This window comes from Devosia oryzisoli (assembly GCF_014837245.1).
Classification (GTDB): Bacteria; Pseudomonadota; Alphaproteobacteria; order Rhizobiales; family Devosiaceae; genus Devosia; species Devosia oryzisoli.
Map to the genome: position 1 here is coordinate 74,510 of NZ_JACYFU010000003.1, position 23,407 is coordinate 97,916.

Here is a 23,407-nt window from a genome sequence, read left to right on the forward strand (position 1 = left end):
GTCCATCCGTTTGACGGTTTTATTGGTGCGAAACGCAGATCATGCGGACCATCAGGCCCAGATATCCGAGACAAATTGCTGGAACACCAACCTGGGCGGATTGCCGGCGCGCCAACTTCTGCTAGCGCGACGCAATCAGCTCGACGACCGCAGCGGAAATCGCAACAACAGCTGCATTCCGAGTATCGAAATCGGCCTCTGCCTCGGACAGGTAAATCGCGACGAAATATGGTCCGCCCTGGGGCGGAACAATCATGCCGACAATGTTCCGGGTCACGCTGCCCGATCCAGATTTGTCGGCCACACGCCAGCCATCTGGCGTAAAAGCGCGGAGAAGCGCGCCAGTCACTCCCCCCGGCGTCATCCACTCCGTCAGTTGCGCCCGCGACGAGGGGGAGAGCGCATCGCCGACCAGCAAACGTTCAAGCGTATCGACCATGGCCGCCGGCGAGGTGGTGTCCCGCGGGTCGCCGGTCTCGAACCTATTCAGGTCCGGCTCGCGGCGATCCAGCCTGGAGACATCGTCGCCAATCTGGCGCATGAATGCGGTAACCTCTTGCGGGCCGCCGAGGTGATCGATCAGGATGTTCGCGGCCGCGTTGTCGCTCATATCGAGCGCAGCGAAACAGAGCTCACCCACCTGCATGGTGTCGCCGATCCGCAGCTCGGTCACCGGCGCATACTCCACCATGTCCTCGGCGCGGACGTCGAGTCCGTCCGTGAGCCTCATCGCGCTTTTGTCGACCTGCGCCAGAACCGCACCGCAAAGCGGCACCTTGGCGGTGCTGTTCATCAAGAACCGTTCGTCGGCACGATGGCCCCAGGACCAGCCGGTGCCGCTATCGCGGATCAGCAGGCCAACGCGCGCATCCAACCTCTCCTCGATGTTCTCCACTGTTTGGGCCAGGCGCGTGCCAGCGTCCGCGGATGTGGCGGGAGATGCGATGAGCGCAGCAAGGACCAGCCCTCCAAGGAACCGGAGCAGAGCGGAGTTACAAGCAAGCATGTTCGATCCCTTGGTAGACCAGCATGGATGACACCAGAAAGAAGAGGCGGGCTGATGCGACGGATCGCCGGTCGCGCTACTTCTTGCACGCATACCCACACGATACTCAAATGCCTAGCCCAAGTGGACACGGCTAAAAAAGCATCAGGCGGATGAGGCGATCACCGCGCATCTCCACTACACAGCAGCCCGAGCAACGATTTCGATCTCGATCTTGAGGTCGGGTGAGAACAGAGCGCTGACACCAATCCCCGTCATGGCGGGCATGGCCTCGCCGAGAAATGCGACCAAGGGTGGAAACACCTCCTCCGCCTTCTCTGGCGCCCAGTCGACAATGTAGGCGCGCAGGCTGACGATGTCGGCAGGTGTCGCACCGACGCTGTCGAGACACGCGCGCAGGTTGCGGCAAACAAGCGCGGTTTGCTCCCGGAGCGAACTGGGTGCGCGATCGACACCCTTCCGGGCAGCGATCTGGCCGGAAAAGAAGGCCAGTCGCCCTCCCTCGACCAGCGTCCCCTGCGAGTGGTGGTTCTGTGTCGCGTCCCATAAATCCGGCGGGTTGAGGCGAACAAGTGGTCTGGTCATGTCGATCTTTCTTCGTGAGGCGGCCTATCGCCCATGGCTCGTTACGCCCCTAAGATAGACCGTCCGGCAGTGAAGAGATGTCCGCCCACCGATGATCGCGGGTCACGGATCGGGCACGCGCATGAGCGCTCTCGCGTGGACAAGCTTGGTCTGCCGGGGCTGGCTTGATAGAGGTTTGGAAATGGGTGGGATGACGAGAACCGATTGCGCGGCACGGACGCCATGACGGCCAAGAGCCTGAACGAGATCGTCATCTTCATGGCGGTCGCCGACGCCGGGAGCTTTGCACGCGCTCTCCCATAGGCATGCCGAAGCCCCGCCCGGGCAATAACCCTGCGGTTGCATGAGAGGTGACGGTGCCCGGAGGCGGCACGCGCCTCTGAGTTTGGTAGATGTGTGAGACGAGAACCGCCTCCGGGCGCCGGGTTTTCTGACGCGAGGTTCTTCAAAGGATCGGCGCTGGCCCTGTTGATCCTCTAACCCCGGCCCAGGCTCCGGAACGATGCAGAGCCCTCCCGACAGTCGCCGGGCAGTTGATCGTTGCAACTCCATCACGTCCCGGCTGATGGGGGGAGTATGGCAGGGAATTTTGGGACGGGGAGAAGGGGGAGAGTCTGGGTTTGCTGGGGCGCCGGCAGGCGCGGCAGTACGCGGTGCTGTCAGGTGACCTGCCCGCCCGCGATTTCGACCGCGATCCTGCGGCCTATCTCGCCTGCGAATGGCTCCCGCCCAAGTTCGATTACGTCGATCCCAAGAAGGACGTCGAGGCAGAGATCCTCGCCACCAACGCCGGGCTCAAGAGCAGGACGCAGGCGATTTCCGAACGGGGCTACGACGCCGAACAGGTCGATGCCGAGATCGCCGCCGACAAGGCACGGTCGGACGCGCTGGGCCTAGGTTTCGGTGCTCCGCCTGTCCAGAAGGAGGACATCCCCGATGAATGATATTGTCACCCTGCTGACCCGCCGCGCCGACCTGGCCCCGGCCAGCGCTAACCGCGACGCCCGCACCGTCGAGGTGATATGGTCCACCGGTGCGCCAGTGCGCCGCCGCGACATGGCTGGCCCCTATGTCGAACGCCTCAGCCTTGCGCCCGAGGCGGTGGACCTGTCGCGCCTGCAAGGGGCGAGCGTGCTGGATGCCCACCGGCAATCCGCCGTCCGCGATGTCCTTGGCAGCGTGCAATCCGCCAATGTTGATGGTCAGCGCGGCACGGCGCTGATCCGCTTCTCATCGCGGCCCGAGGTCGAACCGCTCTGGCAGGACGTCCTGTCCGGTATCCTGCGCCATGTCTCGGTCGGCTATTCGGTCGAGGAATGGACCGAAAGCACAGAAAGTGGCGCGCGCGTGCTGACCGCCGTTCGCTGGACACCCCACGAGATTTCCCTGGTGCCGACGCCCGCTGACCCCGGCGCCCATATCCGCATGGAGACCCACATGACCGACACGACCACCCCGGCCCCGCCCGAGACCCTTACCCGCGCCGCGATCAACACCGAGATCCGCTCCATTGCCCGCATCGCCGGGCTGGACCAGCCGTGGATCGACGGCCAGATCGACGCCGCCGCCGATGCCGACACCGCCCGTCGCGCCGCCTTCGAGGCGCTGGCGACCCGCAGCGCGCCGACGATCCGCACCGAACAGGTGCGCGTCGAGATGGGCGATAGCCACGATGACCCGGCCCTGCGCGCGCGTCAGATGGGCGAGGCTCTCTACGCCCGGATCAACCCGCGCCATGACCTCAGCGAACCGGCCCGCCGCTATGCCTATGCCACGCCAGTGGATATGTGTTTGATATATTTTACGAAAGTTTGGTTGCGGGGGCAGGATTTGAACCTGCGACCTTCAGGTTATGAGTCTGCAGGCCGCCCCCGTTCCGGCGACCGCGTTCGGGAGATCGCACGTGCTGAAGTCGGCATTGGGGTCGACGTCGGCAGGCTCTCTGGGGCTGGTAAGCGGACTCCGCTTCGACCTCTAATCTCCCGCCCCGCCCGAACCTCGCACATGCGCACAACACTCGGTCAACCGGCTGTTGTCCGGATCGGCCAGCAGCCGTTTCGGATCCCCGGGTTGTCCGGGAGAAAGGAGCATGCGATGTCAGGACATGGCAAAGCAATTTCCTTCCCTGGAACCCCACCATCATCGGTACATCGAAGCGCAGCACATGTTCTTTACGGCATCGGCTGCGCCAACCGGCCACGTCAATGTGTCGCCGCGCAGCACCGACATGTTTCGGATTCTCGGCGACAATGCCGTCATGTACCTGGACCGCACCGGCAGCGGCAATGAGACCGCGGCGCACCTCCGGATCGACCCGCGACTGACCATCATGTTCTGCGCACTCGAGGGGCCGCCATTGATCATGAGGCTCTACGGCAAGGGTCGTGTGATCCACCGTGGCAGCACGGAGTACGCTCAGTTGCTGGCCGAGCACTTCGACAACGATCCTCCCTTGGGTGCTCGCCAGATGGTGCACCTCGACTTCGACCTGGTACAGACATCGTGCGGCTATGGCGTGCCGCTCTTCGACTATCGGGAAGAGCGGCCCCAGATGGATCAGTGGGCGCAGGCCAAAGGCGAGGATGGCATTGAGGCGTACTGGCGCGAGAAGAACCAGGTCAGCCTCGATGGTTTCCCCACCGGACTGTTCGATTCCGCCGGATCATGAGCGGTCCTGCATCTCCATGCACACGGTCTGGGAAATGGAGTGGAGGGACGATATCGTGACTGGTCTGCTCAGGCCTGGTCAGGAACGGTTTCATAGAGATACCGGACAAGCCCGGCGTTTGGGCATCTGCAGCCCACTGACCAGTGGGATCAGGAATACAGTTGGGATCGGACCTGGAGGTAAATCAAAACCATGATCTACGAACTGCGCATCTACGACTGCCTGCCCGGCCGGTTGCCGGCCTTACTCAAGCGCTTCAACGAGCACACGCTGGCCCTTTGGGAGCGTCACGGCATCCGGCAGGCCGGCTTTTTCACGACGCTGGTCGGCGAAAACAACAACCGCCTGACCTATCTGCTGGCGTGGGAAAGCCTGGCCGAACGGGAGGCGAAGTGGACTGCCTTCATCGCTGATCCCGACTGGATCAGCGCGCGGGATGCCTCGGAGCGCGATGGCCCGATCCTTGCCAATGTTCGCAACGAACTCTTGAACCCGACAGCGTTCTCCTCGGTACGGTAAGGGCGCGCCATAAAATCACCGACCCCCGCTGCGCTGTCATCGGTCGCGGTCCGGTGTGCGTTTCGTCACCGACGAAGCGCGAAAGCGCAGGGAAATACCTGCTGGAGGAAGACGCCGGCTTATTCGACTGATCCCGTCCACCCCTCGATTTCCGGTTGAAGACGTCCCACATTTGGAACATTAGTTCTTCGTCCGCATTTAAACATTAGTTCTTCGTCCGCATTTAAGCGGTGCGCGGGATTAGCGTCCGTCAGCGCGCCGGCCTGCGGTGGGGGTCTTCATTTTGAATACGGTCACTCTGCTTGTCGTTGAGGACGAAGCAGTCATTCTTGTCGATATCGAAAGCGCACTTGAAGACGCCGGCTTTGCCGTCATCAGCGCCTATAATGGCGCCCAGGCGCTCACACTGCTCGAGAGCGAGGGCGAGAAAATCGTGGGCCTGGTCACCGACATCCGGGTTGGCCCGGGGCCCAATGGCTGGGAAATCGCGCACAAGGCGCGGGAACTGAACCCGGACATACCCATCGTCTACATGAGCGGGGACAGCGCCAGGGACTGGCCCGTGGAGGGTGTCCCGAACAGCCTGATGATCCCCAAGCCGTTCGCGACGGCCCAGGTGGTCACCGCCATATCCAGCCTCCTCAACAAGGGCGCTGGTTGACAGGTGAGGTTCACCAGGCGGGTCGAGAAGCCTGGCCTCAGACCACCTTTGCGGCGGGCGCAACTATTGGACGGCTTCGCGATGCGGCGAGTGGCAGATCCGCGCAGGACGATGGGCCGTCAGGGAACCTGCAGGCCCGTGGCGGCCACATAGGTCGCCATCACGTACTGGCTGCAGGTGATGAAGAGGCGATTGCGCCGGGGCCCGCCAAACACCACGTTCGAGGTCTTGGCGCCCGTGCGGATGCGGCCCAGCAGCGCCCCGGAAGGATTGTAGACGTTGACGCCCAATCCTGCGCTCGTCCAGACATTGCCGCTGGTGTCGAGCCGGAAGCCATCGGGCAGGCCCGAGTCGACAATGGTGAAGACACGGCTCTTGCTCAGGCCCGCGCCATCCACGTCGTAGATCCGGATCTGGGCTGGCCAGTCCGGATCGTGGCTCTGGCCGGTATCGGAGATATAGAGGTGCCGCTCGTCGGGAGAGAAGGCGAGGCCATTGGGTTTGGCGAGATCGTCCGCGACGACGCGCAGGGATCCGTCGGACTGATCGAACCTATAGACAAAGCAGCCGGCCTGTTCGGGCTCGGCCTTGTAGCCTTCGTAGTCGGAGAGAATGCCGTAGGGGGGATCGGTGAACCATATGGTGCCGTCGGATTTGACGACGACGTCGTTGGGCGAGTTGAGCCGCCTGCCTTCGAAACGATCGACCAGAGTGGTGACCGTGCCATCCCATTCGGTTCGCAACACGGCCCGCGCACCGTGCGAACACGAGATCAGCCGCCCCTGCCGGTCGCGGGTGTTGCCGTTGATGTAGTTGGACGGCATGCGGAAGCTGGTCACGCCCAGCTCGGGCACCCAGCGGAGCATGCGGTTGTTGGGAATATCGCTCCAGACGAGGAAATTGCCGTCGCCGAACCAGACCGGTCCCTCGGCCCAGCGGCACCCGTCATAAAGCACATCGAGCGTCGCGATCCCGATCGTGAGATCGTAGAATTCCTTCTCGATGAACTCGAGCGCTTCTCCACCAATCGCCATTTCGTTCCCCCGGCCCTCAGCCTACCATTCGAAATCCGGACCGGTCTTGCGCGCGCCCATCAGGAAGACGTCTGCCATCAATCGCAACGGAGCGGCGTCGACTTCAGAGCGGCCATCGTCCAGCAGATTGGCGAAGCGCTGGTAAATGCCGGCATATTCGGCGTCGCCGTGCTCGAGCACGACCTCACCGTTGACCCGCAGCAAACGTCCGCCGCGCTCGAGCTTGACCTCATCGCCCGTGCCGGTGACGAAGCGGATGGTCCAGATCTCCCCGCTCTCCTCGAGCCAGTTGAAGCCACAACTCATTTCCGGCTGGTGCGGCTGGCCGGACTTGAACGTGACCTGGACATCGACAGGCGTCTGCCGGTTGGCGGGGAACGTCAGCTCCGAGCGCTGCACGAAGACTGGAAACGGCATGACCTTGGTAAAGATCGAAAAGGCGTTGATGCCCGGGTCACAGACACCGAAGCCACCCGGCTCCCAGACCCAGTCCTGGCCCGGATGCCACTTCCGCACGCTCTCGCGCCAGTCGATGCGGGCCGACTGCACGCCCTGCTCGGCCAGAACCACCTTGGCCCGGTCCACAGCCGCATTGTACTGGCTGTGCCAGGTCTGGAACAGGATGCGTCCCAGGCGGTCCGCATGCGCTACCAGGTCATCGAGTTCGGAAATGGTCGTGGTGGGCGGCTTTTCCATCATCACGTCCTTGCCGGCATCGAGCGCCTCCCGCACATAGGCGTGGCGCACGCCGGGCGGCGTGCAGATGGACACCAGCTTGACCTCGGGCATGGCCGCGTAAAGCTCAGCCGGCGTGCGGAACACAGGCACATCGCCATGGCCAACGCCGCGGGTTGAAACCGTCGCCGCCAGTTCGAACTCCGCCGACGCATCGATCACCGGCAGGTGCTGGTCCTGCGCAATCTTGCCCACACCGATGACTGCAATCTTGCGTGCGGCCATGCCGTTCCTCCTGATGCTGCGCAGGCTTTAGAGCAGACCGCCCCCCGCCCTGCCAAGAGGCCACGCGCGGAAAAGTATGATTTTTATGCCGCGCTCGGCGGCTCCCACAGTTCGATAGGATTACCCTCGGGATCGTGGATGCGGGCAAAGCGCCCTGTGTCGGGAGCGTCCCATTCGTCCGGCCGGGTTTCCACGGCGATACCGGCGGCCTCAAGTTGCGCCATCAGCCCGTCGAGGTCGTCGACCCGAAAGTTGAGCATGAACTGGCGGTCTGCGGGGAAGTAGTCGGTGTCGGCATTGAACGGCGCGAAGACCGTCATGCCGCCCATCTGGTTCCAGAACCCCGTGACGCCCAAATGCGTCTCGTACCACTGGGCCAGCGCCTTGTTGTGTTGCGCCCGAAAGAAAACGCCACCGATACCGGTTGCCTTCGCCATCCGCCCCTCCCTCTGCCGCTGATCAAAGTCTGCCACGGCGGAGCGGGCAGCGGTAGTCAGCGAATGAGGATCGCGCGGAAATCGTTGACATTAGTGCCGGTCGGGCCGGTGACGAAGAGGTCGCCGATCGCTTCAAACGCGCCGTAGGCGTCGTTGTTGGCCAGCGCCGCCTGCGGATCGATGCCGGCTTCGCGCATGCGGCGGGCCGAGTTGCCGTCCACCCATGCGCCGGCATTATCCTCCGAGCCGTCGATGCCGTCGGTATCGCCAGCAAGAGCCGTCACCCCCTCCACTCCGTCGAGCGCTATCGCCAGCGACAGCAGGAATTCGCCGTTGCGACCCCCTCGCCCCTTGCCGCGGAGGGTGACCGTCGTCTCGCCGCCCGAGAGCAGGGCCACCGGCTTGGCAAAGGGCCGGTTGCGCAGCCGGACTTCGCGCGCCAGTGCGGCATGCACCAGCGCCACATCGCGCGCCTCACCCTCTATGGCGTCCGACAGGATGGCGGCCTCGACGCCCTCACCCTTTGCACAGGCCGCTGCCGCATCAAGCGAAAGCGCGGCCGAGGCGATGGTGACGACGCTGTTGCGGGCAAAAACAGGGTCGACCGCGCGTGGCGGCAGGTTGCGCTCGCTCGCCAGAATATCCCGGGCCGCGGGGGGCAGATCCAAGCCATAAAGGGCGGCCAAGCGCCGCGCCTCCTCCCGGCTTCCGGGAAGCGGCAGCGTAGGACCGGAAGCGACGAGGGCCGGATCGTCCCCCGGCACGTCGGACACCACCAGCGTTGCGACCCGCGCCGGCGCGGCTGCTGCGGCCAGCCGCCCACCCTTGATGGTGGAGAACTGATTGCGGATGAGGTTCATGACGCCGATAGTGGCGCCCGATGCCAGGAGCGTCTGGTTGATCGCCTGCTCGTCCGCCAGCGTCAGCCCCTCGGCCGGCGATGGGAGGAGGGACGACCCACCCCCGGAAATCAGGGCCACCACGAGATCATCGGGACCAAGCCCGCTCACCAGCGCGCGGATCCGGCGAGCAGCTTCGAAACCCGCTGCATCGGGGACAGGGTGGGCCGCTTCGACGATTTCGATGCGCTCGCAGGGCTCGGCATAGCCGTAGCGGGTGACGACGAGCCCTTCGAGCGGACCGGGCCAGGCCTTTTCGAATGCCCGGGCCATCTGCGCCGAGGCCTTGCCAGCGCCGATCACCAGAGTGCGTCCCTTCGGCGCGTCGGGAAGGTGCCGTTCCACCGCCAGCGCAGGCTGTGCCGCCGCGACGGCCTCGCGGAATAATTTCTGGAGCAAAGCGCGGTCCATGACATTCCCCTCCCGGCACGGCGCCGCCTTTGTGGCTCCACCGTCTACAATTGTCCAGTTATCCCGGCTTGCCAAATCGGCGTCACAGACGTCCATTACCCGTCCTTCAAGGAGACCGCATGGCTGAAAGATTCGCCCTCTACTTCGCCCCCTCGGTGAACAGCCCGCTCTGGGATCGTGCCTGCACATGGTTGGGGCGGGATCCGGCCAGCGGCGAGTTGATGGACGGAATGGTGGCCGGTATCGATCGGGCGCGGCTGCTCAACCTGACCCAGTCCGCGCAACGCTACGGCTTCCATGCGACGCTCAAGGCGCCGATGGCCCTGGAACCAGACCGAAGCCTCGATGCGTTGACCGGTGCGTTGGCGACGTTCGCTGCGTCACGCTCGAAGGTGGAGCTGGGGCGGCTGGTGGTGGCGGAGCTGGGCCCTTTCCTGGCCCTTGTGCCGGAGGCGCCAAGCGAGACCCTGCAGGATTTCGCCGCGCAGGTTGTCGAAGAGTTCGAACCGTTTCGCGCGCCCCTGTCGCTCAAGGACCGTGAGGCACGGGCGGCACAGGCCCTGTCGCCGCGCCAGCAGGAACTGCTCGATGGCTATGGCTACCCCTATGTCTTCGACGAGTTCCGCTTTCACATGACCCTGACGGATGCCCTCGACGACCCCGACCGCCGCGAGATCAAGGTCGCGGCCGAAACATGGTTCGGCCCGGAGCTCGCCCAGCCAGTGGAACTCGATCGCCTGGTGCTGTTCCACGAACCGGACAAGGGACAGCCGTTCCGGCGGCTCGCCGATTTCAAGCTGGGAGGGGCGGCTTGAGGCAGGGAACACAGGCGTTCTGCAACGCGCGGATCGTGCTTGAAGACAGCATCGTCGAGGGCAGCCTGCTTGTCGAGAATGGCGTGATTTCATCGATCGACAGCGGCCCGAGCCGGACTGGCGAGGATCTGGGCGGCGACTACCTGATCCCGGGGCTCGTGGAGCTCCACACCGATCATCTTGAAAATCACTATCGGCCGCGACCGGGGGTTTTCTGGGATCCGCTCGCGGCGCTCCACGCGCACGACGCCCAGATTGTCGGTTCGGGCATCACGACGGTCTTCGACGCGGTTCGCATCGGGTCGGACCAGGACCTGCCCGACATGCTGGCCCACGCCCGAGAACTGGTTCTTGCGATCCGCGAGGGACGCAGGGGCGACTGGCTCCGAGCGGAGCACTTCATCCACCTGCGGTGCGAGTTGCCCAGCCACGATGTCGTCAGCCACTTCGACGCCTTGGCCAGCGACCCCGCAACGCGCCTCGCCTCGCTTATGGACCACACGCCGGGCCAGCGGCAGTTCCGCTCACTCGAGGACTACAAGCGCTTCTATCGCAAGCAGATGGGGCGGACCGAAGACGAGTTGCAGGCCTATCTGGCCGCCCGGCAGGCGGAGCACGACCGCTATTCGGCTACCAATCGCCAGGCTCTGGTGGAGCGCGCGCGGGAGCGTGGACTGGCCTTGGCCAGCCACGACGATGCGACGCTTGTCCATGTCGAAGAAGCCGTTTCCGATGGTGTCGCCATCGCCGAATTTCCAACCACGCTCGAGGCGGCTTCTGCCGCCCATGATGCCGGCCTCGCCGTGCTGATGGGGGCACCCAACGTGGTGCGGGGTCGCTCCCATTCGGGCAACATCTCGGCCACCGACCTTGTGGCCGCCGGCCTGCTCGATATCCTCTCGTCCGACTACGTCCCCTTTGCCCTCCTGCAGGCCGTTTTCCTGCTGCCCGAGCGGGTGGAGGGTTTCCCGCTCTGGTCGGCACTCTCGACCGTGACCAGCCGGCCTGCCGCCGCGGCGGGCCTGACTGATCGGGGGCGGATTGCACCGGGCCTGCGTGCCGATCTGGTGCGGATCGGCGCCGATCTGCCGCTGCCCGTGGTTCGTGGCGTCTGGCGCGAAGGAGTACGGGTCAGTTGAGCGAGCGACCGCCCGGGGTTCTGGTGCTTGTGGTCGGGCCCTCCGGCGTCGGCAAGGACACGCTGATCGGCGGAGCGCGCAAGGCGCTGGAGGCAGACCGCCGGTTCAGTTTCGTGCGGCGCCTCGTGACCCGTCGGGCCGATGCCGAGCTCGAAGATCACGTCAGCCTTGCGCCTGACGAATTCTTTGCCGCCCAGAACACGGGGCGATTTGCGCTCGCCTGGGAGGCGCATGGCCTGCACTACGCGCTCCCCATCGGCGTCGATACCGATCTTGCGCTCGGACGCGTGGTGGTCGCCAACGTCTCGCGGCACGTCATCGCCCGGGCGATGGTAAAATATCCGATGTGCCGGGTGGTGCAAGTCTCGGCGGAAATATCGCTGCGCGCCGCGCGCCTCGCCGGTCGAGGCCGGGAAAGCCGCGATCAGATCGCGGCGCGGCTGGCGCGAGATGGCGCAGTGCTGCCGGCCGACATCGATCCCTTCGTCATCGACAATTCGAGCTCAGTGGCCATCGGTGTCACCGCCTTCGTGATGGCGCTGCGGCGCATCGCCGAAGAGTGAACCCTTGCCGTGTTGCGGCGTTGGGTCGGCGTCAACAAGCGTCAGGAGTTCGGGATGTCCCGAAATGGTCTTTACGCGGTCATCGCGATCCTCGTGGTCGCCTTGGTCGCGGTCGCGATCTACACATATCAGGAGCAGGCCAGGCCGGGGCTCGAAGTCCGCGTGGATAGCCAGGGAGTTTCGATCGATGGAAATGGATAACCGCCGCGCCGCGATAAGGGAAGCGATCAGCGCCGAATTGGAGCGACAGGCCCTCGACGGCGCCGTGCGGATCGATGTGGAAGCCCTGGCAGCAGCTGTCGAAGCCGCCTTGGAGCCACCAGCGCCGCCGGTCGAAGGCAAGCGCCCCGAAGACCTCAACGCCACCAACGACGATTAGATTACCCGGACGCGGGCGCCGAAGCCGGTGGACCAGCCACCGGCTTACTCACGCGTGGTCGCTCTCGCGGACCGCCTGACTCACCGCCAGGTGGGCCAGTTCGATATTGGCAAAGTACTGCCCGTCGATGGGAAAGGCTGGCAGCTTGACCGCGACGAACTTGTAGCCACCAGCCTCAGGTACGACGACGCCCTGCGGCTCGCCGGCCACTTCGATGACGGTGGGCCTCACTCTGGTGGCCCTATTGAGATTGTTTTCCTGCATGGGTGGATGCTCCACTTGCGCATCGGGTCCGCGACGGATGGCGACGAAGCGTCGCTGTCCGGAGACCAACCGTTGCGCGGGTTTCTATCGATTCTGTGAGACGATGGTGTGACGACAGTCACATTCGTTTCGAGCGACAGAACCCTTGCCAGCGTTTGGCGCCATGCTCTCGGAGTACTACGGTCGAACACCGGGCACAGATCGTAAAGGTCGTCGATGTCATCATCGCAGTCCTCTCCTTGCGGGTGTTGGGCCATAGGGAATGTGCACCGGCAATGCGGCGCAGCGAAGGCAAGATAGTCCCCGTCCACGAAATTTGCCAGTACATTGGCGTGCGGAAATCGACAAAAAGAGAAAAAAGACTGCTCCCGATGATCCTGTTTCGAGGAGAAGGCCCGTCTAGTCGCCTTCTTCTTGAACTGGCGCAGACAATCTGGTGTGGTACGGCCCTTAGCGTCACCGGCCTTGCGGCCGGAAAAGGGGATTGCCGTGTCGAACGACGAGTCGCCGCCCATTGCGCCCGCAAAGCGGGGCGTGAAGCCTTCGGGCAAGCCAACCCTCAAGACCATTGCGCAGATGACCGGGCTGGCCGTCACGACCATTTCGCGGGCTCTCAACAATGCCCCCGAATTGGCCCAGGAGACGCGCGACCGCGTGCAGCGAATTGCTGCAGAGATCGGATACCTTCCTGACCGTGCCGCCTTGCGCCTCAAGACAGGCCGCACCAACGTCATCACGCTGATTCTGGAGCCGGATGAACAGATCTATGGCTTCGGGACCTATCTGGTTTCCGGCATCACCGAGGCGTTGCGCGACACCGCCTATCACCTCGTGATCACGCCGCTCTTTCGCAACGTCGAGCCCATCGAGCCCATCAGGCACATCGTGCGCAACCGCATCGCCGATGGCGTGATCTTCTCCAAGGCCGAATATTATGACGAGCGCGTGCGTTACCTGCTCGACCACGACTTCCCCTTTGCCGTGCATGGTCGGACGCTCTGGCCGGAGCCGCACCCCTATGTGGACTTCGACAACGAGGCTTACGCCTATGGCGCGACCCTTCGTCTGGCCGCTAAGGGCTGTCGGAAAGTGTCGATCGTCCTGCCGGAAAGTACCCTAACCTATACCGAGCACCTCAAGGCCGGGATGAGCCGGGCCGCCAAGGAAGCCGGCATCGCCTGCGAGTTCGCGGCCGACGTCAACCTCGAAAGCCCCACCGACGCCATCCGCAACTATGTCATCAAGCGGGCCCGACGCCCCGATGGCCCGGATGGCTATGTTTGCGCGTCCGAAGTGTCGGCTCTGGCCGTGCTCAATGGCCTGGCCGAGGCTGGCAAACGGGTGGGCCACGACGCCCATGTGGTAACCAAGCAGTCCTCGGCCATGTTCATGCAGTTCCAGCCGGCGGCAGAGACGGTGCAGGAAGATTTCGTGGAGGCGGGGCGCAACCTCGGGCGCGTGCTGTTGCGGCGCATCGCCGGCGAAACCGACAATCTGACCCATATGCTGCACCCAAGGTTCGAATGGGCCGACTAGGCGCAGCCTCTATCCCTCAAGTGCCTCGCGCAGCATTTCGAGGTCGAGCCATTGGTCCTCGGCAGCCGCCTTCCTGGCCGCCGCCGCTTCCAGGGCCTTGGACTTGCTGGCAAAGGCATTGGGGTCGCGGGCATAGAGATCGGCATCGGCCAGAGCCGCATTGAGGGCTTCGATCTCGGCGTCCAGCCGCGCAATGTCCTTGGGCAGGGTTTCGAGCGCGTGCTTTTCCTTGAAGCTCAGCTTGCGCTTGGCTGTGGGCGACGGCTGGCCGGCAGCGGCGGCCTTGGGCTTCTCCGCCCGTGGCTGTTTCTCGCTCACCCGCGCCGAAACGCCGCCGCCGCGCTGGGCGACCATGTCGGAATAGCCACCCGCATATTCGAGCCAGTTGCCATTGCCCTCGGCCATGATCACCGAGGTGGCGACACGATCGAGAAAGTCGCGATCGTGGCTGACGACCACCACCGTTCCGGCATAGTCGGACACCATCTCCTCGAGCAGGTCGAGCGTCTCGAGGTCGAGGTCATTGGTGGGCTCATCGAGCACGAGGAAGTTTGATGGCAGCGCCAGTGCGCGGGCCAGCGCCACGCGCGCCCGCTCCCCGCCGGAAAGGCGGCCGATGGGCGTATTGGCCTGTTCGGGGGTGAACAGAAAGTCCTTCATGTAGCCCACGACGTGGCGCGACTCGCCATTGATCGTCAGGGTGTCGCTGCCGCCGCCGGTGAGGGCGTCCTTGAGGCGCGTGTCGGGATCGAGCCGGGCGCGTCCCTGGTCGAGCATCGCCATTTCCAGCGCGGCGCCGAGCTTGACGGTGCCGCTATCGGGCTCGAGCAGGCCGGTGAGCAGCTTGATCAGCGTGGTCTTGCCAGCGCCGTTGGGACCAACGATCCCCACGCGGTCGCCGCGCAGGATGCGGGTGGAGAAGTCACGCACCACGGTGCGTGTGCCGAAGCTCTTGGAAATCGCCTCCGCCTCGCTCACCAAGGCGCCCGACGTGCGGCCCTCACTGGCAACGAGATTGACGGCGCCGACGCTGCGACGCTGCTCGCGCCGATCCTGGCGCAGCCCTGCCAGGCGCTCCAGGCGGCCGACATTGCGCTTGCGGCGGGCGGTGACGCCATAGCGCAGCCAGTGCTCCTCGCGCACGATCTGCCGGTCAAGTTTGTGACGCTCCTTTTCCTCCAGTTCCAGGACTTCGTCGCGCCAGCCTTCGAAGGCGCCGAACCCCTTGTCGAGCCGCCGGGTCACTCCGCGGTCAAGCCACACCGTGGCGCGGCTGAGATCACTCAGGAACCGCCGGTCGTGGCTGATCAGCACCATCGCCGAGCGCATGGCGCTGAGTTCGGCCTGCAGCCATTCGATCACCGGCAGGTCGAGGTGATTGGTTGGCTCGTCGAGCAGCAGGACATCGGGTTGCGGCGCCAGTACTCGCGCCAGAGCGGCGCGGCGGCCTTCGCCACCCGACAGGGTTGCCGGGTTCTCCTGTCCCGACAGCCCTAGCGCCTCGAGCAGATACTGCGCGCGATAAGGGTCGTCACCCGGCGCCAGTCCCCCCTCCACATAGGCCAGGGTGGTGGCGAAGGCCGAGAGGTCGGGCTCCTGCGGCAGATAGCGGATGGTCGCGGAGGGTTCGGCAAAGCGTATGCCGGCATCGTGCTGGATCATGCCCGCGGCAATCTTGAGCAGCGTCGACTTGCCCGAGCCGTTGCGGCCGACCAAGGCAATGCGGTCCCCCGGCGACACGATCAGGTCCGCCGCCTCCAGCAGGCGCGTGCCGCCAAAGGTCAGTTGAATGTTCTGCAGGGAAAGAAGAGGAGGCTGCGCCATGAAGGTTCCGGATCCGTTGGCGGCGGATAGACCACAGCTCAGAGGCAAAGAAAAGACCGGCCAGAATGTTGCGGATTCTGGCCGGGCGGAAGAGGAGTGCAGCACACATTCGTCAGAGATTGGCGAGGGGCGCAGCGGTCGTGAGACCTCGCCTAGCCGCTACGCCGCCGAAATCTCGGCCAGCCGGGTTTCGGATACCGCTTCGGCCGTCGTCAACCCAAGCCGTTCCCGGATCGAGCGCTTCTTGCTCGCCAGATCGGCAATGGTATAGCCGGCCAGAACCTCGAAGAACGCCCCAAGAGCCTCGCGCAGGGCGCCGTTGAGGTCGCACTCTCCGATCAGCGGACAATCGGCGTTCTCCTCGAAGCACTCGGCCAGCGCGAAACTCTCCTCGGTGAGGCGAATGGTTTCGAGCAGCGTGATGTCGTCGGCCGGACGCCCCAGCCGAATCCCGCCGTGACGACCGCGCACGGTCTTTATCAGCCCGCCCTCGACGAGCGGCTTGATCAGCTTGAACAGGAACAGCTCGGAGATCCCATAGGCCCTTGCAATCTCGGCCACGCGGCTCAACCCGGGTTCATTGACGGCGCAATAGACCAGCGTGCGGATGGCGTAGTTGGACTGGCGAGTAAGTCTCACGAGCGGACCTTTCGAGAGGCGCGCAGCTCCAAAAGGCGAGCCGCAAAGATAGTTCCAGCTTATAACCATTCTAAAAAATGTCAAACAATGCTGAAGGCGATGATCAGCTTTTCAGCTGGACAATTTAATAAGTTCCGCGTATGAATTTAAGGGTTGAGGAGGAACAGGTGCCCAAGACGATCACGCGCGCCATGCTCACTGAGGCGGCTGCTTCCCGCACCGGCCTTTCTCGTCCCGACGTGTCCGAAATCGGTGAACGCATGTTCGAGATGATCGGCGACGCGCTCATGGCTGGCGAAACCGTGAAACTCTCCGGTTTTGCCTCGTTGCAGGTCCGATCCCGGGCCGAGCGGACCGGACGCAATCCGCGCACCGGCGAGCAGTATCCCATCTCCGCGCGCCACACCGTCGTGATGACGCCAAGCGCCCGCCTGCGCGAGGCGCTGGACGCGCTCGATACGCCCCCGGTCAGTCAACCAGAAAATACGTAATCGTCGTCACCACCCGAACCTTCTTGTCGATCTGCTTTTCCGGCCGGTCGATGGGAATTTCGACCGCCGGCAGCACCTCGAAGATGCCCTGGTTAGCCGTCTGAATACCCCCCACCTTGGCCCCGGACTCAGTGGCAAACTGCTCGGCCGTCTCGCGCGCCCTTTGTGTCGCCTCCGTCAGCATCTCGCTCTTGAGATCGTTGATGCCGGTAAAGACAAAGGACGCACCGGCGCTGTAAGCGTCGGCGGAAAAGACCACACCCTGTCGCAGGAGGTCGGCGACCGCGCGAGTGGCTCCGGCCAGATCATCCACGCGATCGGTCGTCACCAGCATGTCCTCTGTCAGCACGAACCGATAATCGTCTGGCGTCGTGCCCGCGTTGTAGCCGGCGGCGCGATCCTCAACGAGAACGTTCTGAACCTGCACGCTGTCGTCCACGAAACCCCGGTCGGCAAGGAAATTCCGAACCGCGGCTTCCGAACTCTCGAGCCCTGCACGCGCCGCTTCCAGTGTTGGCCCGGTGGCCACGAAGCGGATGGGCCAGAAGCCGAGGTTGGCCTTGGCCGCACGCTCGCTAAGGCCCTTGACGGTCACCACCCGCAGCGGTTGCCGGCTCTCCACCAAGGACGTTCCGACGAACCATCCAGCCAGCGCAATACCTATGCTCACGCAAAGCGCTGCAACAACACCGACCAGTTTCATGTTAGGTCCCCCACCACTGCCCGCAAGGCATATCCCGGCGCCTCAATTGTGGCGCCGTCAAGCCATAGGAGGATCAGGCTGAATGGCGCATGAACACAAGACCTTCGGGATCGGCATCGTGGGCGCGGGCATGGCGGCAAAGCCGCACGCGCTGGCGCTCAATGCCCTCAAGGACCGGCTGGAGGTGCGCGGGGTCTGGCGGCGCGACGCCGGCGCCCTTGAAGAGTTCTGCACGCAATACGGCTTCCCGCCAGCCACCAGCTACGAGGCCATGCTGGGCAACCCGGACATCGATGCGATCCTCGTCCTCACACCACCCAACACGCGCGAGGACATCGTCCGCCAGGCAGCCGCTGCCGGCAAGCACGTGCTGATGGAAAAGCCGGTCGAGCGGACCACGCAGGCGGCCGAGCGGATCGTTGCGCTATGCGAAGACGCCGGCGTCACTCTGGGCATCATCTTTCAGCATCGCTTCCGGGCCGCGTCCATCGCGCTGGGCAAGAAGATCGAGAGTGGAGAACTGGGTGCGCTGCACGTGGTCAATCTCACCGTGCCCTGGTGGCGGCCACAGAAGGGATATTACGACAGACCCGGTCGCGGCACCGTGGCGCAGGACGGCGGGGGCGTCCTGATCACCCAGGCGATCCACTCGCTGGACCTCATGCTCTCCCTGACTGGCCCGGTTTCCGCGGTGACGGCGCTGGCGGCGACCACCCGCCTGCACAGCATGGAGACGGAGGACTTCGTGGCGGGCGGGCTGGAGTTTACCAATGGCACGGTGGGCTCGGTGATGGCCACCACGGCTGCGTTTCCAGGGGGTGCCGAGACGCTTTATTTCGGCTTCGAGAAGGCAGCGGCAACTCTGGCGGGCGGCACGCTGACCATCAACTGGCACGACGGCCACTCCGAGAATTTTGGCGAAGGCAGCAATAGCGGTGGCGGGGCCGATCCCATGGCGTTCCCCTATGACTGGCATATGGCCCAGATCACCGACTTCATCAAGGCGGTGCAGGGCGGGGGAGAGCCACGCAGCACTGGACGGACGGCGCTGGCGGTGCACAGGCTGATCGACGGGTTGATCGCATCCTCGAAGGATGGGCGACGGGTTAGCCTTTAACGGCCTGGCCGTCGGAGGCGTGCCCCTCGGCGGCCTTGCCGCCGTGGGCCGGCCACCGCCCGCCCACCGTATCGGCAACGAAGGCACCACGCTCTCCCATCGCCTCCGGCTCGCCGGTGGTGGTGTCGACAGTTGTCTGGTGCTCGATCTCGGAGTTCAGCGAGCCTCCCACGATCACGATGATCACCGACACCCACATCCAGGTCAGGAAGCCGATCAGCGCCCCCAGCGAGCCATAGGCAGCGTCGTAGTTGGAGAAGTTGGCCGCGTACCAGGAGTAGCCGCCGGACATGAGCATGATGCCGATCGCCGCAAAGAGGCTGCCCGGCGTAATCCAGCGCCAGCGCGCCTTCTCCCGGCTCGGGCCCCAACGGTAGATGGCCGAGAGCGCGACCAGAAGGCTGATCAGCATCAGCCCATACGCCCCCAGTTGAACCAGCCACTCGAACTTCGAAACGAAAAACAGCCGAAGCACCAGCGGCAGCACCAGCACGACGCCCAGCATCATCACGAGCAGCACGATCGCGCCCAGGATGAACAGAAGAGCCAGGAAGTTGATGAAGAAGAAGTTGCGCTTCTCCGCCTCGCCATAGACGACGTTCATGGCGTCGAACATCGCCTTGATGCCAGCGCTGGCGCCCCACAGTGCCACCGCAAGCGAGATGATCAGCGTAATGCCAAGGGAACGGGAGTCCTGGCTGGTCAAGCGCACCAGCTGGTCGCGGATGATCTGCAGGCCGCTGTCGGGCACCACCCCGTTGAGCAGGTTCAGCTGGCCAATCACTCCCGCCGGATCATTGAGCAGGCCATAACTGGTCACGAAGAGGCTAAGAGAGGGGACCAGCGCAAACAGCATGAAGAAGGTGACGCCGGCAGATGTCAGCACAATGCGGTTCTGGTTAAAACCAACAAAGATGCGGTAGCCGATGTCCTTCCAACCCTGCCAGGGAACGGCCTGAGGCGCACGGGCGGAGCGCCCGCGGTTCGGCTGGATGGCCTCTTGCTCCTGCACAGGGGTCGTCATGTGCGCCTAACGCGCCAGCGTCCCCTTGGCTCCCGGTCGTATCAGGCCATGGCCTTCTTGCGGGCAATGCGGGCGCGGATGCTCTCCACGTCGGCGCGCGGCGTCGCGGCGAAGAGGGTCTTGGTGTAGTCGTGCTGGGGATCGGCGAACACCGCCTCCCGGCTGCCATGCTCCACCACGTCGCCGAAATACATCACCATCACCTCGTCGGCGATGTAGCGCACCACGGACAGGTCATGGCTGATGAACACATAGGTCAGCCCGAACTCGTCCTGCAGGTCCTTGAGGAGATTGAGGATCTGCGCCTGCACCGAAAGATCGAGCGCCGAGACCGGCTCGTCGAGCACGAGAAAGCTCGGGTTGAGCATCAGGGCGCGGGCGATGGCGATACGCTGGCGCTGACCGCCAGAGAACATGTGCGGATAGCGGTTGAAGTGCTCGGGCTGGAGGCCGACCTTGGTCAGCATGGCCATCGCGCGGGCACGCCGCTCGCCGGCCGGCATGTCGGTGTTGAGGAGTAGCGGCTCGCTCAGCACGTCGCCGATCTTCTGGCGCGGGTTGAGCGAACCGTAGGGGTTCTGGAAGACGATCTGCACCTTCTGGCGCAGTTCCTTGGTCACGTGCGCCGCGCTTGCCGGGATGCCGTCGATGCGGATTTCCCCGGCAGTGGGCGGATCGATCAGCGTGATCATGCGCGCCAGGGTCGACTTGCCGCAGCCGCTCTCGCCGACCACCGCCAGCGTCTTGCCCTTCTCGAGCGTGAAGCTGACGCCCTTGACGGCGTGCACCACCTTGGCCGGGCGGAACAGGCCGCCCGAAGAGACGTAGTCGCGCTTGAGGTCGCGGACCTCGAGAACCGGCGTCGTCATCAGCGCACCCCCGGGGCGGGTTCGAACAGCATGTCGGAAACCGTCGGCAGGCGATCACCGACCGCATTCTCCGGCAGGGCAGAGAGTAGCGCCCGCGTATAGTTGGAGCGTGGGTTTTCGAAGAGAGACAGCACATCCGCCTCCTCCATCTTGTGCCCCTTGTACTGCACGATGACGCGGTCCGCGGTTTCAGCGACCACGCCCATGTCGTGGGTGATCATGATCAGCCCCATCCCTGTTTCGGCCTGCAGGCGGACGAGGAGGTCGAGAATCTGCTTCTGGATGGTGACGTCGAGCGCGGTCGTCGGCTCGTCGGCGATCAGCAGCTTGGGATTGCAGGAGATGGCCATGGCGATCATGACGCGCTGGCACTGCCCGCCACTCATCTGGTGCGGATAGGCCTTGAGCTTGTCGGCAGCATCCCGGATACCCACCAGTTCGAGCAGTTCCACCATCCGCTTCTGGGCGGCACGGCCGGTGAGGCCCAGGTGCTGGCGCAGCACCTCGCCGATCTGGAAGCCGACCGTGAAGCACGGGTTTAGGCTGGCCACCGGCTCCTGGAAGATCATCGCAATCTCCTTGCCGATGATCGAGCGCTTCTCGCTCTCGCCCATGGCTAAGAGGTCGCGCCCTTCGAAGGTCATGCGGTCAGCGGTGACGGTCGCCGTCGAGGGCAGCAAACCCATGGTGGCCAGCATCGCCACGGACTTGCCCGAGCCGCTCTCGCCCACGATGGCCAGCACTTCGCGGCTGTCGACGGCAATATCGATGCCGTCCACGGCCCGGAAGAGACCGATCGACGTATCGAAGGAGACCGAGAGGTTCTTGATGTCGAGAAGGGGCATTGGCTCAGCTCCGCTTCAGCTTGGGATCGAGCGCATCGCGCAGGCCGTCGCCGATCAGGTTGATGGCGAGAACGGTGATAAGGATGGCCAGCCCCGGAAAGGTCACGACCCAGGGCGCCTTGATGATGAACTCGCGGGCCGAGGCCAGCATGGTGCCCCACTCAGGCGTCGGCGGCTGCGCGCCCATGCCGAGAAAGCCGAGCGCCGCGGCCTCGAGGATGGCGTTGGAAAAACTCAGCGTCGCCTGCACGATCAGCGGCCCCAGGCAGTTGGGCAGGATGGTGATGAGCATCAGGCGAATATGACCGGCCCCCGACAGCTTTGCAGCGGTGACGTATTCCCGGTTTTTCTCGGCCATCACGGCGGCGCGCACCAGACGCGCGAAATGCGGTTGCAGGACCAGCGCAATGGCAATCATGGCGTTGAAGAGGCCCGGGCCCAGAATTGCCACCAGCACCAGCGCCAGCAGCAGCGGCGGAAAGGCCAGGATGATGTCCATCACCCGCATCACCAGCGCATCGACCCAGCCGCCGAAATAGCCTGCCAGAACGCCCAGCACCACGCCCACCACCAGCGCGCCGACGACCACGAAGAAGCCGATGAACAGCGAGAAGCGGGCGCCGTGGATGAGGCGCGAAAGGATATCGCGGCCCACCGGATCGGTGCCGAGGAGAAAGCGGGGGTCGGCGGCGGCGTCCCAGACCGGAGGTTTAAGCAGCGCGTCGCGGAACTGCACGTCGGGCGAATAGGGCGCGATCCATGGGGCGAAGATGGCGCAGATCAGGAGGATCGCGAACACCGTGAGGCCGATGACGGCGCCGCGGTTGACCGAGAAGTAATACCAGAATTCACGCAAGCCCGAGACAGGCTTGGTGGTGACGGGGGGTTCGGTGGTCGTGCTCATGCTACTGCACCCGGATGCGCGGATTGATGAGGGCGTAGAGCAGGTCGACGAGAAGGTTCACCGCCATGACGATGAGGGCGATGATCAGGAGCCCCGACTGCACCACGACATAGTCGCGCTTGGAGATGGAATCGATCATCCACTTGCCGATGCCCGGCCAGGTGAAGATGGTTTCTGTGAGGATGGCGCCGCCCAGCAGCAGCCCCACCTGCAGGCCGATGGTGGTCACCACCGGGATCAGCGCGTTGCGCAGCGCATGGACGTTGACGACGCGGCGCGGGGGCATGCCCTTGGCCTTGGCCGTGCGCACATAGTCCTCGCCCAGCACTTCGAGCATGGCCGAGCGCGTCTGGCGCGCGATGACGGCAAGCGGGATGGTCCCCAGCACCACGGCGGGCAGGATCAGATGCCGCACCGCCGAAACGAAAGCCGGCCAGTTGCCGTAAAGCAGCGTGTCGATCAGCATGAAGCCGGTAATCGGCCGCAGGAAAAAGGTGAGGTCGATGCGCCCCGACACCGGGGTCCAGCCCAGATAGCCGGAAAAGAAGATGATCAGAAGCAGGCCCCACCAGAAGATGGGCATGGAATAGCCGGTCAGCGCCACGCCCATGGTGAACTGGTCGAACCAGGAGCCGCGCTTGACGGCGGCAAAGATCCCCGCCGGGATGCCGATGATGACGGCCAGGAACATGGCCGAGAGCGACAACTCGATGGTGGCGGGGAAGAGCGTCATGAACTCATTGATCACCGGGCGCTTGGTGGCCAGCGAAATGCCGAAATCGCCGCGCAGGACCGACCAGAGATAATTGAAGTATTGCTGCCAGATGGGCAGGTTGTAGCCGAACTGCTCCTTGAGGATTTCGTAGCGCTCCGGCGTGACGCCGTGCTGGCCCGCCATGGCCAGGATCGGGTCGCCAGGAAGCACGCGCACGAAGGCGAAGGCGCAGATGGAGATGCCGAGAATGGTCGGCAGCAGCAAGGCAAGCTTGCGCAGGACATAGGTGAGCATGGGTCGGGTTCTTGCCCCTTGGCGGTCCGTCTAGGCGACACACCGCGTTTCCTGTTGTGGCCGGATCTGGCCGGGTGCCGTTGTTCGGCGCCTCGTGATCCCGCTC

General features: G+C 64.3%; 27 protein-coding genes and 2 pseudogenes. 14 read left to right on the forward strand and 15 right to left on the reverse strand.

Going from position 1 to position 23,407, the window contains the following annotated elements; all coding sequences use genetic code 11:
* Positions 1–121: 121 nt before the first annotated feature.
* Both bla and IC608_RS11815 read right to left on the reverse strand, forming a co-directional pair.
* Entirely contained in the window at positions 122–895 is a 774-nt protein-coding gene (bla, locus tag IC608_RS11810) for a class A beta-lactamase (RefSeq protein ID WP_345890892.1), read from the reverse strand.
* Positions 896–1,183: 288 nt separating this feature from the next.
* Entirely contained in the window at positions 1,184–1,591 is a 408-nt protein-coding gene (locus IC608_RS11815; RefSeq protein ID WP_191775591.1) for a RidA family protein, read from the reverse strand.
* A gap of 620 nt (positions 1,592–2,211) precedes the next feature.
* Here IC608_RS11815 and IC608_RS11820 point away from each other — a divergent pair.
* The 6 genes and pseudogenes from IC608_RS11820 (at position 2,212) to IC608_RS11840 (ending at position 5,439) form a co-directional block, all read left to right on the forward strand.
* On the forward strand, positions 2,212–2,535 hold the full coding sequence (locus IC608_RS11820) for a hypothetical protein (RefSeq protein ID WP_248306360.1): 324 nt from the start codon (positions 2,212–2,214) through the stop codon (positions 2,533–2,535).
* A 112-nt stretch (positions 2,536–2,647) separates the two neighbouring features.
* Positions 2,648–3,022, forward strand: a pseudogene (locus IC608_RS18145) (HK97 family phage prohead protease); the annotation flags it as partial.
* A 673-nt stretch (positions 3,023–3,695) separates the two neighbouring features.
* A complete protein-coding gene (locus IC608_RS11830; protein WP_191775593.1) occupies positions 3,696–4,259 on the forward strand; it encodes a pyridoxamine 5'-phosphate oxidase family protein in 564 nt (187 codons plus the stop codon).
* A gap of 31 nt (positions 4,260–4,290) precedes the next feature.
* Positions 4,291–4,442 (forward strand): annotated as a pseudogene (locus tag IC608_RS18150) (mandelate racemase/muconate lactonizing enzyme family protein); the annotation flags it as partial.
* A 9-nt stretch (positions 4,443–4,451) separates the two neighbouring features.
* Positions 4,452–4,778: an NIPSNAP family protein gene (locus IC608_RS11835; protein ID WP_191775595.1), complete on the forward strand. Its 327-nt coding sequence runs from the start codon at positions 4,452–4,454 to the stop codon at positions 4,776–4,778.
* A 283-nt stretch (positions 4,779–5,061) separates the two neighbouring features.
* A complete protein-coding gene (locus tag IC608_RS11840) occupies positions 5,062–5,439 on the forward strand; it encodes a response regulator (protein ID WP_191775597.1) in 378 nt (125 codons plus the stop codon).
* Between the two features lie 119 nt (positions 5,440–5,558).
* Here the strand turns inward: IC608_RS11840 and IC608_RS11845 are convergent, their stop codons facing one another.
* The 4 genes from IC608_RS11845 to IC608_RS11860 form a co-directional block, all read right to left on the reverse strand.
* On the reverse strand, positions 5,559–6,473 hold the full coding sequence (locus tag IC608_RS11845) for an SMP-30/gluconolactonase/LRE family protein (protein ID WP_191775599.1): 915 nt from the start codon (positions 6,471–6,473) through the stop codon (positions 5,559–5,561).
* Positions 6,474–6,494: 21 nt separating this feature from the next.
* Entirely contained in the window at positions 6,495–7,433 is a 939-nt protein-coding gene (locus IC608_RS11850) for a Gfo/Idh/MocA family protein (protein WP_191775601.1), read from the reverse strand.
* 83 nt (positions 7,434–7,516) lie between these two features.
* A complete protein-coding gene (locus tag IC608_RS11855) occupies positions 7,517–7,870 on the reverse strand; it encodes a VOC family protein (protein ID WP_191775602.1) in 354 nt (117 codons plus the stop codon).
* A gap of 56 nt (positions 7,871–7,926) precedes the next feature.
* Positions 7,927–9,180: a glycerate kinase type-2 family protein gene (locus tag IC608_RS11860; protein ID WP_191775604.1), complete on the reverse strand. Its 1,254-nt coding sequence runs from the start codon at positions 9,178–9,180 to the stop codon at positions 7,927–7,929.
* A gap of 119 nt (positions 9,181–9,299) precedes the next feature.
* On the opposite strand from IC608_RS11860, the gene IC608_RS18155 reads away from it, so the two are divergent.
* From IC608_RS18155 to IC608_RS11880, 5 genes are read left to right on the forward strand one after another with little or no spacing between them, the layout of a single operon-like run.
* Positions 9,300–9,995 carry a DUF1045 domain-containing protein gene (locus tag IC608_RS18155; protein WP_248306361.1) on the forward strand — a complete coding sequence of 232 codons (696 nt, stop codon included), beginning with the start codon at positions 9,300–9,302 and terminating at the stop codon, positions 9,993–9,995.
* The gene (locus IC608_RS11865; RefSeq protein WP_248306362.1) at positions 9,992–11,134 is read left to right on the forward strand and encodes an alpha-D-ribose 1-methylphosphonate 5-triphosphate diphosphatase; all 1,143 of its coding nucleotides are present in this window, start codon (positions 9,992–9,994) and stop codon (positions 11,132–11,134) included. Before IC608_RS18155 ends, IC608_RS11865 begins: the two co-directional genes overlap by 4 nt.
* Positions 11,131–11,697, forward strand: a complete 567-nt coding sequence (gene phnN, locus IC608_RS11870) for a phosphonate metabolism protein/1,5-bisphosphokinase (PRPP-forming) PhnN (RefSeq protein ID WP_191775608.1) — start codon at positions 11,131–11,133, stop codon at positions 11,695–11,697. The genes IC608_RS11865 and phnN overlap by 4 nt, the downstream gene beginning before the upstream one ends.
* 54 nt (positions 11,698–11,751) lie before the next feature.
* Positions 11,752–11,898: a hypothetical protein gene (locus tag IC608_RS11875; RefSeq protein ID WP_191775610.1), complete on the forward strand. Its 147-nt coding sequence runs from the start codon at positions 11,752–11,754 to the stop codon at positions 11,896–11,898.
* Positions 11,885–12,076: a hypothetical protein gene (locus IC608_RS11880; protein ID WP_191775611.1), complete on the forward strand. Its 192-nt coding sequence runs from the start codon at positions 11,885–11,887 to the stop codon at positions 12,074–12,076. The genes IC608_RS11875 and IC608_RS11880 overlap by 14 nt, the downstream gene beginning before the upstream one ends.
* A 48-nt stretch (positions 12,077–12,124) precedes the next feature.
* Here IC608_RS11880 and IC608_RS11885 read toward each other — a convergent pair whose 3' ends face one another.
* A complete protein-coding gene (locus IC608_RS11885; protein ID WP_191775613.1) occupies positions 12,125–12,340 on the reverse strand; it encodes a hypothetical protein in 216 nt (71 codons plus the stop codon).
* Between the two features lie 489 nt (positions 12,341–12,829).
* Here IC608_RS11885 and IC608_RS11890 point away from each other — a divergent pair, with 489 nt between their 5' ends.
* Entirely contained in the window at positions 12,830–13,876 is a 1,047-nt protein-coding gene (locus IC608_RS11890; protein WP_345890893.1) for a LacI family transcriptional regulator, read from the forward strand.
* Positions 13,877–13,885: 9 nt separating this feature from the next.
* Here the strand turns inward: IC608_RS11890 and IC608_RS11895 are convergent, their stop codons facing one another.
* The gene (locus IC608_RS11895; RefSeq protein ID WP_191775615.1) at positions 13,886–15,700 is read right to left on the reverse strand and encodes an ABC-F family ATP-binding cassette domain-containing protein; all 1,815 of its coding nucleotides are present in this window, start codon (positions 15,698–15,700) and stop codon (positions 13,886–13,888) included.
* 159 nt (positions 15,701–15,859) lie between these two features.
* Entirely contained in the window at positions 15,860–16,339 is a 480-nt protein-coding gene (gene rirA / locus IC608_RS11900) for an iron-responsive transcriptional regulator RirA (RefSeq protein ID WP_191775617.1), read from the reverse strand.
* Between the two features lie 167 nt (positions 16,340–16,506).
* Between rirA and IC608_RS11905 the strand changes: the two genes are divergently transcribed.
* Positions 16,507–16,830 carry an integration host factor subunit alpha gene (locus IC608_RS11905; protein ID WP_210316343.1) on the forward strand — a complete coding sequence of 108 codons (324 nt, stop codon included), beginning with the start codon at positions 16,507–16,509 and terminating at the stop codon, positions 16,828–16,830.
* On the opposite strand, the gene IC608_RS11910 is transcribed toward IC608_RS11905, so the two are convergent.
* A complete protein-coding gene (locus IC608_RS11910) occupies positions 16,808–17,533 on the reverse strand; it encodes an SIMPL domain-containing protein (protein ID WP_191775621.1) in 726 nt (241 codons plus the stop codon). The two genes, IC608_RS11905 and IC608_RS11910, sit on opposite strands and share 23 nt — an antisense overlap.
* 82 nt (positions 17,534–17,615) lie before the next feature.
* Here IC608_RS11910 and IC608_RS11915 point away from each other — a divergent pair, with 82 nt between their 5' ends.
* Positions 17,616–18,650: a Gfo/Idh/MocA family protein gene (locus tag IC608_RS11915; RefSeq protein WP_191775623.1), complete on the forward strand. Its 1,035-nt coding sequence runs from the start codon at positions 17,616–17,618 to the stop codon at positions 18,648–18,650.
* Here IC608_RS11915 and IC608_RS11920 read toward each other — a convergent pair.
* From IC608_RS11920 to IC608_RS11940, 5 genes are read right to left on the reverse strand one after another with little or no spacing between them, the layout of a single operon-like run.
* Positions 18,640–19,674 (reverse strand): YihY/virulence factor BrkB family protein, encoded by a 1,035-nt coding sequence (locus IC608_RS11920; RefSeq protein ID WP_191775624.1) that lies wholly within the window; start codon positions 19,672–19,674, stop codon positions 18,640–18,642. The two genes, IC608_RS11915 and IC608_RS11920, sit on opposite strands and share 11 nt — an antisense overlap.
* Positions 19,675–19,715: 41 nt before the next feature.
* The gene (locus tag IC608_RS11925; RefSeq protein WP_191775626.1) at positions 19,716–20,543 is read right to left on the reverse strand and encodes a dipeptide ABC transporter ATP-binding protein; all 828 of its coding nucleotides are present in this window, start codon (positions 20,541–20,543) and stop codon (positions 19,716–19,718) included.
* Complete coding sequence (locus tag IC608_RS11930) at positions 20,543–21,388, reverse strand: ABC transporter ATP-binding protein (protein ID WP_191775628.1); 846 nt, start codon at positions 21,386–21,388, stop codon at positions 20,543–20,545. The genes IC608_RS11925 and IC608_RS11930 overlap by 1 nt, the downstream gene beginning before the upstream one ends.
* 4 nt (positions 21,389–21,392) lie before the next feature.
* Complete coding sequence (locus tag IC608_RS11935) at positions 21,393–22,292, reverse strand: ABC transporter permease subunit (RefSeq protein ID WP_191775630.1); 900 nt, start codon at positions 22,290–22,292, stop codon at positions 21,393–21,395.
* Position 22,293: 1 nt separating this feature from the next.
* Positions 22,294–23,301: an ABC transporter permease subunit gene (locus IC608_RS11940; protein WP_191775631.1), complete on the reverse strand. Its 1,008-nt coding sequence runs from the start codon at positions 23,299–23,301 to the stop codon at positions 22,294–22,296.
* Positions 23,302–23,407 lie beyond the last annotated feature (106 nt).

Excerpts from the sequence above, each read along its gene's own strand:
- IC608_RS11880 (WP_191775611.1), top strand. The coding sequence starts at position 11,885 with ATGGAAATGGATAACCGCCGCGCCGCGATAAGGGAAGCGATCAGCGCC.
- IC608_RS11835 (WP_191775595.1), top strand. The coding sequence starts at position 4,452 with ATGATCTACGAACTGCGCATCTACGACTGCCTGCCCGGCCGGTTGCCG.
- IC608_RS11920 (WP_191775624.1), bottom strand. The coding sequence starts at position 19,674 with ATGACGACCCCTGTGCAGGAGCAAGAGGCCATCCAGCCGAACCGCGGG.
- IC608_RS11850 (WP_191775601.1), bottom strand. The coding sequence starts at position 7,433 with ATGGCCGCACGCAAGATTGCAGTCATCGGTGTGGGCAAGATTGCGCAG.
- IC608_RS11925 (WP_191775626.1), bottom strand. The coding sequence starts at position 20,543 with ATGACGACGCCGGTTCTCGAGGTCCGCGACCTCAAGCGCGACTACGTC.
- IC608_RS18155 (WP_248306361.1), top strand. The coding sequence starts at position 9,300 with ATGGCTGAAAGATTCGCCCTCTACTTCGCCCCCTCGGTGAACAGCCCG.
- IC608_RS11830 (WP_191775593.1), top strand. The coding sequence starts at position 3,696 with ATGGCAAAGCAATTTCCTTCCCTGGAACCCCACCATCATCGGTACATC.
- IC608_RS11930 (WP_191775628.1), bottom strand. The coding sequence starts at position 21,388 with ATGCCCCTTCTCGACATCAAGAACCTCTCGGTCTCCTTCGATACGTCG.
- IC608_RS11860 (WP_191775604.1), bottom strand. The coding sequence starts at position 9,180 with ATGGACCGCGCTTTGCTCCAGAAATTATTCCGCGAGGCCGTCGCGGCG.
- IC608_RS11845 (WP_191775599.1), bottom strand. The coding sequence starts at position 6,473 with ATGGCGATTGGTGGAGAAGCGCTCGAGTTCATCGAGAAGGAATTCTAC.
- IC608_RS11910 (WP_191775621.1), bottom strand. The coding sequence starts at position 17,533 with ATGAAACTGGTCGGTGTTGTTGCAGCGCTTTGCGTGAGCATAGGTATT.
- IC608_RS11885 (WP_191775613.1), bottom strand. The coding sequence starts at position 12,340 with ATGCAGGAAAACAATCTCAATAGGGCCACCAGAGTGAGGCCCACCGTC.
- IC608_RS11895 (WP_191775615.1), bottom strand. The coding sequence starts at position 15,700 with ATGGCGCAGCCTCCTCTTCTTTCCCTGCAGAACATTCAACTGACCTTT.
- IC608_RS11940 (WP_191775631.1), bottom strand. The coding sequence starts at position 23,301 with ATGCTCACCTATGTCCTGCGCAAGCTTGCCTTGCTGCTGCCGACCATT.
- IC608_RS11915 (WP_191775623.1), top strand. The coding sequence starts at position 17,616 with ATGGCGCATGAACACAAGACCTTCGGGATCGGCATCGTGGGCGCGGGC.
- IC608_RS11935 (WP_191775630.1), bottom strand. The coding sequence starts at position 22,292 with ATGAGCACGACCACCGAACCCCCCGTCACCACCAAGCCTGTCTCGGGC.
- IC608_RS11855 (WP_191775602.1), bottom strand. The coding sequence starts at position 7,870 with ATGGCGAAGGCAACCGGTATCGGTGGCGTTTTCTTTCGGGCGCAACAC.
- IC608_RS11815 (WP_191775591.1), bottom strand. The coding sequence starts at position 1,591 with ATGACCAGACCACTTGTTCGCCTCAACCCGCCGGATTTATGGGACGCG.
- IC608_RS11875 (WP_191775610.1), top strand. The coding sequence starts at position 11,752 with ATGTCCCGAAATGGTCTTTACGCGGTCATCGCGATCCTCGTGGTCGCC.